This window comes from Allobosea sp. 47.2.35 (assembly GCF_024655635.1).
GTDB lineage: Bacteria > Pseudomonadota > Alphaproteobacteria > Rhizobiales > Beijerinckiaceae > Allobosea.
In genome coordinates, this window is record NZ_JANLGI010000012.1 from 121607 (window position 1) to 134834 (window position 13228).

A 13228-nucleotide genomic window follows, 5' to 3' on the forward strand; every position below is an offset into this window, starting at 1 on the left:
GGGGCGAGGATGACGACGTTACAGGACCTGCAGAGTTTCGACCTGCAGGCAGCCGAAGTGACAGTTTGGGTCTTCAGGAAGCCAAGGACTAAAGGCGAAGTCCAGTTTCGCGGCCGCTGGATCGGGATCACCGAGGACCTCGCAGGCCGGCTTAGGGACGCCGTTCAAACCAATCTCGAAGGAATAACGGAAACGATCGAGTACGGCGTTCTTGCTCAGAACAACGAGGGCAGCGCACTAATCATCGATACGGATGAAACCGTAGCTCATAGAATCGCGGCTCAAATCATGGAGCCGACGGACGGCCTCAAAGTCCGCAACCTCGCCGACTTGAAGGACACTGACTTCTACGTGGCGCGTTTCGCGCTCGCAGACCAGGTCATGCTCGCCGTTCGCAAAACTGATGCTTCCTGGTCCACACGCAAGTCAGGTGGCCTCATCCGGATGGTTTACTCGGATGACGAGCTGGACGTCGACGACGATCCTGCCTTCACGATCCGCCCCGACTTCGACTTTTTTGTTCTGACGGACCGGATCTTTATCCGCAGCAAGCCACGCTTCGAATCTCTCCTGGCCTACAGGGAGGGTCACGAGCGCGTGTTTGAGGAGCTTCGGACGGAAGCGGAATTTGCTGCGATCTTCGCAGATATGGGGCCGCTGACAGCATATGTTGGGACGAACAAAATCCATCTCCGCCGCGCAGTGGCGATCCAGCAGAAAGGCCACTATCGCGACGTCGCGTTCATGCAGCGCCTACGGGCCCAATGCGCAGATATGAACTTGAACATCGCGTTCGATGAAGGCGGGCGGATAGTCGCAACGGTCGAGAGCGGTCGGGACATATTCATCGCTCTCCTCGATCATCGACTGGAATCGCGGCTGAGCGCGCAAATGTATGACGTCCCGAGCACCGAACTCGTTGGTTAGTTGAAGAACCGGATCGTCTGCTCCAAGGAGCGCTTACCCTAACTATGCGAATGTACAGCGGCCGGCGATCGCAGCCCCGAATTCATCGCGTCTGACGCGGTCCCCCGAGTACGCATTCCCGGTTGGCGCCTGTGCCCGGCGCATTCTCGAAAACGCACTCTGCAACAGGCGGGTTACCGCATTTCTTTGTGAGATCGCGAAAGCCGATGCATTCCCCAGAGGCAACGTGACGATAGCCAGGACCGCCTTTGTAGCCGCATAGCAGCGACTGAATTGGAAATAGGCACTTTCCGCTAGTCGAGCACTTTGGGATGATCGCTAGGACGGCAGGCGCCTTGGGCCTTCATGGTCCTGGGCGGTTTCTGGAATCAAAGCAGCCTCCGACGAGGAATTGCCATCCGGCGACGGCGTTCAAAGATCGCCCGTGGGAGATGTCAGTTTATACAGACCGCCGTGGCTGCCCTGCGTTTCGAGCCCTGGAGCTTCGTGCCCAACAGTCCCAGGCCACACCAAGCCCCGCAAAGCTATCCGCGCGAATAATGACGAGACGGTGGCCCAGCTTGAAGTGTAGGAGGAGTTCGCAGCGGAAGGTCTCCTTCGCTTTGGTGAGAGTTGACCCAATCAGACGAGCTCCGCGCCCTTGCGGCCCCATCAGCCAGCGGTCAAAGCGTGCCTGCGAATGGGTCTGAGACGGTACTGTCCGAGCAGGACCTGACGCCTAATTGCTCGCAGAAAATAGCGCCTCCAAGGAAATGCGCCAGACGCATGACAATAGCGACATTCAGGAGATTCATGAGATTGACATGATAAACATGCATAACAGAGCTGTGCTGCACCGTCTTATTGCAGCTGCGTGATCGGTTTATGTGCAGCGCACAACGAGATTGTCGCTGTGGGCACCGCCCCGGTCCGGAAGAGCTGCTTAGGGAGATCACCATGTTCGTCACTATAATCGCTGCCAAAATTCGCGCCTTCATCCGCTACCGCGAGACCGTTCGCGAGCTGTCGCGTCTTTCCAACCGTGAGCTCGCCGACCTCGGCGTGTCGCGCTCCGAGATCGACTTCGTCGCGCGCTCGCACGCCGCTGCCTGACGATGTAGAACCACCGCGTCATCCGGCGCGGCGCGTTCCAGGTAGTTTCTCCCGAAGCTCGTGATCCCCTCCCCTTGAGCTTCGGTTGAAGAGCGAATGCCCGCCTCCCGGCGGGCATTTTGCATTTTAGGACCAAGTCCGTTGTGGACCGTCGCCCGACGCGAAAAAGGGCCAACAGAACTCAGACGAACAGCAGATCTACGTAGCCATCCCGACTTAGAGGAGAGCCCAAAAATCCAGCCTGGGGCAAAAGCTCTCGATAGCGTTCGAGATGAGGGTGCTCATACTTATTGGGATTGCCGTATGAAAACGCGACCATCTGCCCATTGTCGGAAGGCGGCCAATCTCTCAGCAACTCATCAGTGTCCGAGGTCCAGTGCGTCTTCGCCCCATGATGGAACGCCAACAGGCCTCGTAGCCGGTACCCACTCGCTTTCAGATACCAATAGTGCTGGACGCGATGAAATGGCGCGTCGCCCGGCATCAAGATGACTTCGCGAGCCAGAGAGGTCGCGGCGAATGCGAGCCCAGTTAAATTGCAATCCTCACTGCCAGCATCGGCATCGAACTTTCCCAGCTTTTCGAGCCAGAATGCATCGCCTCTAGCCGCCTCAAATTTCACGGCCTTGCCCACCAGCGTTTCGGGAATGCAATGTATCGTCGATACTTGCGTCGATCGCAGGACTGCGCGCGGTGAAGTCAGCTGCCTTGGCACAAGCCATCGCGCTTGTTTGAGTACGGCTGTGCCTTCTCGCGCGGAGCACCAGTGGTCTTCGTCCCAATGTGACAGGAATAGGTGCCGGCCGCCATGGATGGGTAAGGCAGCATTGATTTTCGCCTCCCTCCCGTGATCGGACGGAAATGGGCTGCTCTGTTTGCCACCATAATCGACCCGGAGCACTAACTGCTGATCGCTGTCCAAGAGGCTCAACGCGTCCCCCTGACCGACATGATGAACGCGCACGCCAGAGAGACCCGCGACCCCATCAAGAGGATTTGGAAGGGCTGAGCTCTCTGTCCGCGCCGTTATGGCTTCGCGTTTAGGCTTCACGGTCATTCCGTCAGAAACTGTGTAGCTTGCCCTTCCACGTCCTCGGTCATTACCTCGTCACTTTGGAGAAACCGCTCCTGGGCCTGATAGCTGCGGTGGCTCGATACGACCTCAATGACAAATGGATCCTCGCCAGAGGAGGGCCGAGGCGGAGACACCGGTGCAGCCGAGCCGTCCTCTTCCTCACCCCAATCTCCAACATGAGCTAGCGAAAAAACGTCCCGCAACTGCGCAGCTCTCCATCTGGATACGGGATCAAGGCTGTCTAGATAGCCACGCATCAGCTCCTCTCCGGCCTCGGGGGTGACCGCCGCCGGCGTTTTGAACGCACCTGGATTGCGCACCATCCTCCGAGCCGCGCAAACTCTCGCACATGCCTCGTCTGAGGCAGCCAAGCGGACAGATAAATGTCCAAGACGGGCAACATCTCGGCATGCAAGTTTCTTTGAAGTTGACTGAGCCGGAGAGCCCTATCTGCCGCAAGCGGAAATATCGGCATCGGTGTAATTTGTGTAACAATGCGATCGAACGCTGAAATACTCACAGCACTGAATCTAAATCGCACCGGGCTATTATGCACGCTCCATCCCGAGGGGAGGAGGTTTCCCGCCGGGTCATCCACGAGTTCCGAATTGTATCCTTGCTCGATGCTTTCAAGGAAGCCGAAGAATCCACCGGAAGAAAACAAAATCTCCTCGCGTCTACCCAGAATTGCTCTCAATTATACAGCGAAGCCGAAGGCAATCGGTTGTCAATCAGTAATCACCAATGTGCCGGCGGCTCCACGAGCTCGACAAGTTCGAGCACCGGATATCCAATATACGCAAGAACCGGTACATCGTGTTCATCGACGCCGTTTTCCCAATGCTCGACGATGTTTATTGCAGTAGCTCGACGCAGGGCACGGGGCACCTGGTCATCGATCTTTAATCTGCTCATTTCCTCGCCATCTTGCAGGATGGATAGAAATTTTTCGCCTATTCCGACTTTGAATGAGGAGCCCGCATTCAATCCGGTCACTGGAACGGAGATTTCCGCGAGCCCATCGATTTTGAAGGTGACGCCGCTAAAATCCAGCCGGTCGCCGATGTCGATCATTATGTCGTAAATTTCTCTCACATGATCGAACATCGCGATGTTGGTGTGAAGCGTCGGTCCAAGCCGCCCATGAGGTCCCTGCGAGCCGCTGTGGTCTTCCACGACTTCCAATCCTGCTGCGGTTACTAGCTTCCCGCTCGTCGAGTTCATTACCGGCCAGCGATACCTTTCAACCCCGAATTGTTCGATCGCGATGGCGTCATCATCGATCCAAACTCCCACGGGCGAGCCTACTTTTAGCTGGCAGTCAGGGATGCAGATCTGCGCGCGGTTATCGTACCCAATTCGAACGTGGTCCATTTGGTAGGCCCAGGCGACTCTATCAGCGCATTGGAGCAGCATCGAAAATTAGACCTCGATTTGAGAATGCTTGCTGTCGGTAACAGGTAACGCCGCCACGCTGCCGTTACCTGTTACCGACATGGTGATAGCCCGGCAGCAAAGCAAACGAGCCTGTCGCCACCTCGCGCACAAAAAATTTCCTATGTTTCGCTCGCGTTGCCATTCGACTGGAAAGCGTCGCGGCGTCGAGAATCTCGCCACGGCTGGTCGCCTTTTCCAGCAGATCTTTGGGAATCGCGGCCAGCAGCTCTGCAGGTTGGAAGTTGCCATCGCCCCTACCCGCATTGTTCATCCGCTCCATCCAGGCATGGGTCTGAACCATCACCTCGTCCCAAATCTCGCCGGAAGATTTACGCTCATCCCGTCGGATAGCGGCAGCGCCCGGTCCGGATGCGTCGACCACCTTCCGCTTCCGTCTCAGCCCCTTGATCTGTTCGCGGGCCACTGCGAGCTCGCATGCGAGCTGCTCGGCTCTTTTTTCTGCTGCGGCGATGCGGGATTCAGCTACATCAGCCAGAGCGAGGCCTTCATCCCTCAGTTGCTCTTCGCCGGCCCGGATAGCCTCAACGCGAGCGCGATCCGCCGCGAACTGCCGTGTCGCCTCCTGCATCGCCTGCTCCCAGAGAACCTTTCCCAGCACAGCTAGCTGCCGCTGAAGCGGTTCAGGAAGACCTGCGTTCTCCAACGTGTGCTGATAGCAACGCTCGGCTTTCCAAGCAGCTAAGTGTTCCCCAATTGAGCGGTACGAGCCGCCTTTCAAGAGTGCCTTCTGCACGCTTCGGACTGAGACCCGCTCGGCATTCGCTCGCATCCGGTCAGCGGCATCGTAGACTTCATCTTTTGTCGGCATCGCCACCTCCACCGAGCCACACTTGCCGAGGATTGGTGAAAACGTCCTTCACCAGAGAGGCATCGGCCGCTCATTTAGACTTAGAGTTTCCAGATTCTTTTCCGGATGACGTCTTTCGCCCGAAAAGGGCTTGCCTGATTCCTTGAAGTAACTGCTTCAAGCATCAGAGGTGCGGATACCGGCGGTACGGAGCGCCCCCGCTCCAAGATCAAGCTTCGCAATTCTGTTAGGACTTCAGCCGCGGGCCGATACCTCAAGTTCAAAAACGCCTCGCTCCTTCAACTTGGCGGTTCGCCCAGTCTCATCGACGATGCACTCGGCTGCTCCCGGCAATTCGCTATGATTTTCGCCGAGGCCGATGGCGACCGATTCAACTCGGAGCGATCAGACGCCGGCCCAGGTTGCGACCGGTGATATACCCCAACCCAACTTGTTTTCTGAAAGTTAGAGGGCGGAAATGATCGCCTCGAGGCCGAAGCCTTCCTAGCCGGACGGTCTCAGCTATAACTGCGGATTCCGCGGTTGCCCGGTAGCCTACCTTTCGAAGATCGCGCGGCTTAAGAAGCGCGAGCCGGCGTGTCCAAACCGCCATGGCTGATGCGCAGCCTTCGAAATTCCGATCCGAGTGCTGCATGAAATCTCGGGCTCATGAGAACGGTCAAATATCGCGAAAGGCGCCCGTTCCAAACTCAGTCCATTATGGACGCTCGTTATCCCAAGCGCCTGTGCTAAGCGCCCTGGCCCGTTGCATAGGTTGTCCGCGCTGCCGCGACGCGCCCGCATGTCAGCTAGCCTGTCTGTCGGCTCTATGGCTCTGATCAACACCGCGCCATCGCCCGCGGCGACAATATTCAGGCACCAGTGAAGCCCATAGGACCGATAGACGTAAGCGTGCCAGGAAGGCCCGAACATGGCAGCATTTCGCGGTGTCGGACCTCGGAAGCTGTGCGAAGCTGGGTCGTCGGCGAGATAGGCCTCGGTTTCAACGATTGTTCCTCCGACGCCGTCGACGAACAGCTTCATACCGATCAGGCGCGGAGCAAGCTCCAGAGCGTTCAAAGCCTTTATCTCGGTCAGATTCAAAGGCATTCCGTCAACGCGAGCCCCAGATGGCGCTGACTTTGACGCCCGTCTTCAGCCTGAAACGACTAGCGTATCAGTGGAAGCACCGTCGCCGCAGCGATCGCCACGACGATGGCACCGCGGATCAGGATGCCGTTGATCCGAGCCTTAGAGGCTTCTGAGTTGTCAGGCGTACGCATAACTTCGCCTCCCTCGAAGCTCAGCTTCGGACCCAACACCCCAAGATGCAATCCCTATGAAAAGTCATCCGTCACACTCTCCGTTTGTTACGCACCCCATAAGTGCGTCATTCTCCTTATAAGAGCGTACTACGCTAGGCCTCTCTCGACTGAAGCTTGGGAGCGGAACCAGTCTCGCCTCCCGCAAGTTCCTCGCCTGCGTTTATTCACAGCGCGAAATGTAGGAACGAAGCCATGGCTCCGCGCGCGGTCTGGAAAGGCGTCCTCAAGATCGCCGAGGTGACCTGTCCCGTATCGCTCTACACGGCCGCCTCGACCTCGGACCGCATCTCTTTTCACACGCTGAACCGCAAAACCGGAAACCGCGTCCATCGTCAGTTCATCGACGAGGTCTCGGGCAAGCCTGTGGAAACCGAGGATCAGGTCAAGGGGTACGACAATGGCGACGGTGAGTACACCGTCCTCAAGCCGGAGGAGATCGCGGCGGCCGTCCCCGATAGCGACAAGACGCTCGCTGTCGAGACATTCCTGCCCTGCGACGAGATCGACGACATCTTCTTCGACAGGCCCTATTACGTCGCGCCCAGCACGCCCGTGGCCGCCGAGGCGTTCGCTCTGATTCGCGAGGGCATGAAGGGAAAGCAATCCGCAGCTCTCGCACGAACGGTGATCTTCCGGCGGATGCGGTCGATCCTGATCAGGCCGCATGACAAGGGGCTGATCGCGACCACCCTTAATTTCGACTACGAGGTGCGATCCGCCGAGGATGCCTTCAGCGATGTCCCCAAGTTGAAGATCGAGGAAGAGATGCTCGATCTTGCCGAGCACATCATCAAGACCAAGGCTGGCAAGTTCGATCCCAAGGGCTTCGACGATCGCTACGAGACGGCGCTCGCCGAGGTCGTGCGGGCCAAGATCGAAGGCCGCAAGATGAAGCCGCAGAAGCGACCGGAGCCGACCAAGGTGGTGAGTCTCCTCGATGCGCTGCGGGAGAGCGCGGGCGCTGGCAGCGGAAAAAGCGCGAGCAGGAAACCGACAAAAGCGGCCGCGTCCACAAAGGCGCCCGCGGCCCGCAAGAAGGCGAGCTGACTATTTCCGGCGCGGCTCCAGGCTCTTTTTCAGCGCGTCCATGATGCTCACGACGTTGCTGTCACTCGCCTGAGGCTTGGACGCCTTGGCGGGCTTCTTGCCCTTCTGCTTCGCCTTGATGATGGAAAGCAGCTCGTCCTCCACCGGGTCCTGCGCGAGGTCGGGCGACCAGTCCTTGGTTCGGCTGGTGATCAGCTTATCCATCAGCGGCCGCAGGTCGGCGTCTGGTTTGGCATCCTTGATGCCGGAAAAATAGTCCTTCTCCGGCCGGACCTCGTCGCCATAGCGCAAGGTCCAGAGCACGATGCCGTTGTCGCGTGCATCGAGCAGAACGGCGCGCTCGCGGCGATACAGCACCACGCGCGATATCCCGACGGTCCTGGTGCGCTTCATCGCCTCGCGTATGACCGAAAAGGCCTCCTCGCCGACCTTTCCGTCCGGCACAAGGTAATGCGGGGTGTCGTACCAGATCCAGCCGACGGACGACCGTGGGGCAAAGGTCTCGATGTCGATCGTGCGGGTGCTTTCCAGGGCGACAGCGTCCAGTTCGTCCTCCTCCAGCATCACATAGTCGTCGTCGCCCTTCGGATAGCCCTTGACCTCGTCATCCTCGGCGACGGGCTTGCCCGTGACCGCATCGACGAACCGGCTCATGATTCGGTGGCCGGTCTTTCGATTGAGGGTATGAAATCGGACCTTCTCGCTCTCGGAGCGGGCTGGCATCATCGCGACGGGACAGGTCACAAGCGAAAGCTTGAGATAGCCCTTCCAGAAGGTCCGCGGCGCCATGTGAGCTCTCCCGATCTGCTCGGCTGAACGCCGGAACGGCGGAGATCGTTCCTCCACGTAGCGGCGCGAAATCCATCAGGCGGCCTTGGCGCGTTTGCTGAGCTTCTTGATCGCATCGGCGATCGACCCCGAGGCGTCGTCGTAACCTTCCCACGCCGTCGTCTTCCTCAGCAGGGCCGGCACGGTCCTGACTGTGAAGCGCGCCGGATCCAGACCGGCCTTCACCTGTGCCCAGGCCAGCGGCATTGAGGCATGCGCGCCAGGCCGCGCGCGCGGAGACAGCGGCGCCACCGCCGTCGCCATGCGGTCGTTGCGCAGATAGTCGAGGAAGATCCGCCCGTTCCGCAGACGCTTGGCCATGTTGACGACGTACCGCGACGGCTCGTCCGCCGCGAGTTCCGCACAGAGCGAGCGGGCGAAGTCCTTCGCCGCCGGCCAATCGACGGACGCGCGCTTGCCTGTCGCCAACGGCGCGACGACGTGCAACCCCTTGCCGCCGGTCGTCTTGCAGAAGCTCGTCAGCCCGAGCGCCTCCAATCGCTGGCGCATCTGCTTCGCGGCGTCGATGACGTCGGCAAACTCGACGCCCGGCCCCGGATCGAGATCGAAGACGAGGCGGCCGGGCGTCTCGGGGTCGCCCGGCGCGCAGTTCCACGGATGCAACTCGATGCCGCCGATCTGGGCGGCGGCCGCCAGGGCCTCGACGCGGTCGATCTGCAGATAGGGCTTCTTATCCCCGAAGACGCGGACAAGCTCGAAAAGATTCGACGTTCCCATTCCCGCATGGCGCTGGAAGAACGTCTCGCCACCGACCCCGTCTGGCGCACGCACCAGCGAGCAGGGCCGACCCTTGATATGGGGAAGCATCCACGCGCCGACGGCAGCGAAATACTTGGCGAGATCCTGCTTGGAGACGGGCTTGCCGTCCTCGGCGTCCGGCCAGAGCGCCTTTTCGGGGTGACTGATGCCGACGCCCATCACATCGGCCCTGCCGCCGCGCGAGCGCGACGGGCGCGGTGTCGGCGCTTCCGTCTTAGCGGGGTCGGCAGGCAGGTCGGTCTCGACCTCGTCGGCCGGCTTGTCCTCGCGCAGGCCCTTGAAAGCCGCCTGGCGCACCATGCCGTCGCCAGTCCAGCCAGCGAACTCGATTTCGGCGACGAGTTCCGGTTTGAGCCAGGTCACACCTGTCTCTCGCTTCGGCGCACCCGCGCCGGTGAAAGGCGACGTTTTCGCAGCCGCCGCCTGCAGGCGCGGCATCAGGGCCTCGACCTTCGACGCGCTGTAACCGGTCCCAACGCGGCCGATGTAGATGAAGTGCGAGCCCCGGTTGACGCCCACCAGCAACGATCTGAACTTGCCCGCCGTCGTCGCCCAGCCGCCGATCACAACCTCATGCCCGGCGCGACACTTCGCCTTCGTCCAGCTGTCGCTGCGCCCCGACGTATAAGGCGCGTCGACGGCCTTGGAGACGATGCCCTCCAGCGACAGCTTGCAGGCGGATTGCAATATCGCGTCGCCGCCCGTCTCGAAATGCTCGACATAGCGAAGAATGACGCCGTCGCCGTTGTCGTCGAGACAGGCCTTGAGCTGCTCCTTGCGGGTCAGCAACGTTTCTTCCCGCAAGTCCCTGTCGCGGTCGAAAAGCATGTCGAAGGCGAAGAAGACGAGATCGTCGGTCTTTCCTTCCGAAATCGCGGCTTGAAGCGCAGCGAAATCGGGGGACCCGTTCTCATCAAGCGCGACGATCTCACCGTCGATGATAAGATCCGGGAGGCTTGCAGCAGCCTTCTGGATCGCCGTGAACTTGGATGTCCAATCCAGCCCCTTCCGGGTCTTGAGGGTGATCTTGCCAGCCTCGACGCGGAGCTGGACCCGGTAGCCGTCGAACTTGATCTCATGCACCCAGCCGGACCCATTGGCGGGCCTGTCCACCGACCGGCAGAGCTGGGGCTCGATAAACGCGGGGATCTTGCCAGGCTTGGTCTTGCGAACTGGACGCTCTGTCGCGGGCGACTTGCGGCGCCGAGCGGCGAGGCCCTCGCTGCTGTCCCACTCCGCATCAGGCGCCAGCACATCCTTAGCCAGCAGGAAGGGCTTGGGTGAGCGGCCCTCGCCTGCCGCGATAGCCGCCATCTTCCGCCCGGAGGCGACGGAGGTGTCGGTTTTCAGCACGGCCTCGCCATTCCCCTCGGTCGCGTGCGCGTCCCGATGCTTGATGAGGAGCCAATTCGTCCTTTTGCCGCCGTCCCGATCGCGACGCATCCGTACGAGTACGAAACTGCCCTTGAGCCTTTCGCCTTCGAGCGTGAACTTGAGATCGCCCTTTTCGAGTTGGCGCTCCGGGCTGAGTTTTCCCTCTGGCTGCCAATAGCCGCGATCCCAGAGCTGTACGGTCCCGCCGCCGTATTCACCTTTCGGGATCGTGCCCTCGAAGTCGCCGTACGCCAGCGGATGGTCCTCTACCTCGACCGCGAGACGCTTGTCCTGCGGATCGAGGGAAGGCCCCTTGGTCACGGCCCATGACTTGAAGACGCCGTCGAGTTCAAGGCGCAAGTCGTAGTGAAGACGCGTGGCGTCGTGCTTCTGGACGACGAAGCGCAATCGGTTGGACGATGACACGGCCACGTCGTCGTTGGGCTCCTTCGTCTTCCTGAAGTCACGTTTGGCGCGATAACTTTGAAGCTTGCCGGTCAAGGAGCGATCCTCCGAAATCGCTCAACGCCAGTGGTTTTTACGAGTTCCCATTTGGGTGCAGGGTGAAGGAATAGAGCTGTTGCCGATGCCCACCAACATCGGCAGCCCAAGCCATCACCTGCGCGCAATGTGATTGCACCTGATAACGCTGCCAGTACGCCGGCCTCGGAGCCCACGGCGCGCAAGGTTCGCAGTCGCGGCACCTGCAGTTGCCGCTCTGCCCTCTGCGGTCAGTCGCCAAAAGTTCGATTGCAAAAGCGCTTACCGGGCGACGATCGAAGGCCGCAGAGGGAAGTAGGGTCTGCGGAACTAGCTTAGATTAGCAGCGTTTTAAGGTCGGCGTATTGAGGTCAATTTCAATCCGGGGGGATTATCCGTGTATGCACCATCCCGCCGCGCGTTTCTCGCTCTGGCTTCGAGCGCTTACGCGCTCGCAAGCCATTCGGTGCAGGCCCAGGCACCCAAAGGAACCTTCGGCTATAGAGACGTCGTACAGCAAGCAACGGCCTTGGCGAAGCAGCCCTTTGATGTCGAGAGTGCGAAGATCCCCGACGAGCTGTCGAAGCTGACCTATGATAGCTACCGCGAAATCCGCTTCCGCCGCGACAAGGCCTTCTGGCGCGAGGGCGGCTCGGATTTCCGCCTGCTGCCCTTCCATCTCGGCTTTCTGCACAACAAGCCGGTTCAGGTTTACATCATCAACCACGGCAATGCGATCCCGATCCCGTTCACGACCGGCCTGTTCGAATACGGCAAGGTGCCCGTCCCCAAGGGTCTGTCGCCGGCGCTGGGCTTCGCGGGTTTCGCTGTGACCACCAACCTGAACGATCCGAAGGTGCAGGACGAGGTCATCTCCTTCCTCGGCGCGAGCTATTTCCGGTTGATCGGCCGCGAGCACCGCTACGGGCTTTCGGCGCGCTCGCTGGCGCTCGATGTCGGCGGCCAGGGGGCGGAGGAATTCCCGTTCATGCGGGCGCTCTGGGTGGAAGAGCCATCGCGCGACACGACCGAGCTCGTCATCTACGCCCTGCTCGACTCTCCCTCGGTCGCCGGAGCCTTCCGCTATGTCGTCCGCCCGGGCCGGGACACGCATATGGATGTCACGGCGACCATCATCCCGCGCCGGGAGATTGAGCGGATCGGCATCGCGCCACTGACCTCGATGTTCCAGGCTGGCGAGGGTGATCTCGGACAGCGGACTGATTTCCGCCCCGAGATCCACGATTCGGACGGGCTGATGCTGCAATCCGGCAGCGGAGAATGGATCTGGCGCCCCATTCGCAATCCCAAGGCACTGCGCATATCGAGCTTCGGCGACAAGAACCCGCGCGGCTTCGGACTGATGCAGCGCGACCGCGACTTCGGCAGCTATCAGGACCTGGAAGCGCGCTACGATGCGCGGCCCGGCTACTGGGTCCAGCCTCAGGGCGACTGGGGCGAAGGCCGGGTCGACCTCATCGAAATCCCGACGAATAACGAAGCCTTCGACAACATCGTCGCCTGCTGGACGCCCGGCAAGCCGCTGCCCGTCGGAGAAGCCGCCGCATTCAGCTACCGCATCTCGGCACTGTCAACGACCTGGCACCTGCACCCCTATGCGCAGGTGCAGCAGAGCTTCAACGGCTCCGATATCGAGGACGGCGTCTCCCAAGGGCAAGGCACGAAACGCTTCATCGTCGATTTCGCCGGCGGCGACCTCGCTTATTACCAGAGCGAGCCCGACCGCCTGGAGCTCGTCGCGACGACGACGGCCGGCGCGATCACCACGAAAATCCTGACGTTCAATGCGCCATTGAAAGGCGTGCGCGCCATCGTCGACGCGACGCTGCCCGACGGCCAGTCGGCCGAGCTTCGCATGTTCCTGAGAGCGCGGAATCGCACCCTGAGCGAGACCTGGACTGCAACGTGGTCAGTGCCTGCCGGCGATGCCGCTGGGACGCAATCGTCAAAGAAATAGCTTTTCACGACGGGCGCCCTTCCGTCGACCGCTTCATGGCGGCGTCCAGATTGAAGGAAAGCGATCAGAGCAGGCTC

10 protein-coding genes are annotated in these 13228 nt (G+C 60.4%); 4 read left to right on the plus strand and 6 right to left on the minus strand.

What is annotated here, in order from left to right:
- Window positions 1–9 precede the first annotated feature (9 nt).
- Both NUV79_RS15960 and NUV79_RS15965 read left to right on the plus strand, forming a co-directional pair.
- On the plus strand, window positions 10–927 hold the full coding sequence (locus NUV79_RS15960; protein WP_257734081.1) for a Kiwa anti-phage protein KwaB-like domain-containing protein: 918 nt from the start codon (window positions 10–12) through the stop codon (window positions 925–927).
- Window positions 928–1863: 936 nt separating this feature from the next.
- Window positions 1864–2019: a DUF1127 domain-containing protein gene (locus tag NUV79_RS15965; RefSeq protein WP_257734082.1), complete on the plus strand. Its 156-nt coding sequence runs from the start codon at window positions 1864–1866 to the stop codon at window positions 2017–2019.
- 181 nt (window positions 2020–2200) lie between these two features.
- Here NUV79_RS15965 and NUV79_RS15970 read toward each other — a convergent pair whose 3' ends face one another.
- The 4 genes from NUV79_RS15970 to NUV79_RS15985 all read right to left on the minus strand — a co-directional run bounded on the left by NUV79_RS15970 (window position 2201) and on the right by NUV79_RS15985 (window position 6449).
- Entirely contained in the window at window positions 2201–2950 is a 750-nt protein-coding gene (locus tag NUV79_RS15970; protein WP_257734083.1) for a ComEC/Rec2 family competence protein, read from the minus strand.
- Between the two features lie 882 nt (window positions 2951–3832).
- Window positions 3833–4468 carry a hypothetical protein gene (locus NUV79_RS15975; protein ID WP_257734084.1) on the minus strand — a complete coding sequence of 212 codons (636 nt, stop codon included), beginning with the start codon at window positions 4466–4468 and terminating at the stop codon, window positions 3833–3835.
- Window positions 4469–4574: 106 nt separating this feature from the next.
- Window positions 4575–5360 carry a DNA-binding protein gene (locus NUV79_RS15980; RefSeq protein ID WP_257734085.1) on the minus strand — a complete coding sequence of 262 codons (786 nt, stop codon included), beginning with the start codon at window positions 5358–5360 and terminating at the stop codon, window positions 4575–4577.
- A gap of 534 nt (window positions 5361–5894) precedes the next feature.
- Complete coding sequence (locus tag NUV79_RS15985; RefSeq protein WP_374679280.1) at window positions 5895–6449, minus strand: DNA-3-methyladenine glycosylase; 555 nt, start codon at window positions 6447–6449, stop codon at window positions 5895–5897.
- Between the two features lie 407 nt (window positions 6450–6856).
- Here NUV79_RS15985 and ku (NUV79_RS15990) point away from each other — a divergent pair, with 407 nt between their 5' ends.
- Window positions 6857–7711 (plus strand): non-homologous end joining protein Ku, encoded by an 855-nt coding sequence (gene ku / locus NUV79_RS15990; RefSeq protein WP_257734086.1) that lies wholly within the window; start codon window positions 6857–6859, stop codon window positions 7709–7711.
- Here ku (NUV79_RS15990) and ku (NUV79_RS15995) read toward each other — a convergent pair whose 3' ends face one another.
- Together ku (NUV79_RS15995) and ligD are read right to left on the minus strand one after the other, a co-directional pair.
- Window positions 7712–8500 (minus strand): non-homologous end joining protein Ku, encoded by a 789-nt coding sequence (gene ku / locus NUV79_RS15995; protein ID WP_257734087.1) that lies wholly within the window; start codon window positions 8498–8500, stop codon window positions 7712–7714.
- A 75-nt stretch (window positions 8501–8575) separates the two neighbouring features.
- The gene (gene ligD / locus NUV79_RS16000; protein ID WP_257734088.1) at window positions 8576–11194 is read right to left on the minus strand and encodes a DNA ligase D; all 2619 of its coding nucleotides are present in this window, start codon (window positions 11192–11194) and stop codon (window positions 8576–8578) included.
- A gap of 445 nt (window positions 11195–11639) precedes the next feature.
- Here ligD and NUV79_RS16005 point away from each other — a divergent pair, with 445 nt between their 5' ends.
- A complete protein-coding gene (locus NUV79_RS16005; protein ID WP_374679284.1) occupies window positions 11640–13151 on the plus strand; it encodes an OpgD/OpgG family glucan biosynthesis protein in 1512 nt (503 codons plus the stop codon).
- Window positions 13152–13228 lie beyond the last annotated feature (77 nt).

What these genes read in the sequence shown, in the direction of transcription:
- NUV79_RS15960 (WP_257734081.1), top strand. Translation starts at nt 10, where the DNA reads ATGACGACGTTACAGGACCTGCAGAGTTTCGACCTGCAGGCAGCCGAA.
- NUV79_RS15965 (WP_257734082.1), top strand. Translation starts at nt 1,864, where the DNA reads ATGTTCGTCACTATAATCGCTGCCAAAATTCGCGCCTTCATCCGCTAC.
- NUV79_RS15975 (WP_257734084.1), bottom strand. Translation starts at nt 4,468, where the DNA reads ATGGACCACGTTCGAATTGGGTACGATAACCGCGCGCAGATCTGCATC.
- NUV79_RS15980 (WP_257734085.1), bottom strand. Translation starts at nt 5,360, where the DNA reads ATGCCGACAAAAGATGAAGTCTACGATGCCGCTGACCGGATGCGAGCG.
- NUV79_RS15985 (WP_374679280.1), bottom strand. Translation starts at nt 6,449, where the DNA reads ATGCCTTTGAATCTGACCGAGATAAAGGCTTTGAACGCTCTGGAGCTT.
- ku (WP_257734086.1), top strand. Translation starts at nt 6,857, where the DNA reads ATGGCTCCGCGCGCGGTCTGGAAAGGCGTCCTCAAGATCGCCGAGGTG.
- ku (WP_257734087.1), bottom strand. Translation starts at nt 8,500, where the DNA reads ATGGCGCCGCGGACCTTCTGGAAGGGCTATCTCAAGCTTTCGCTTGTG.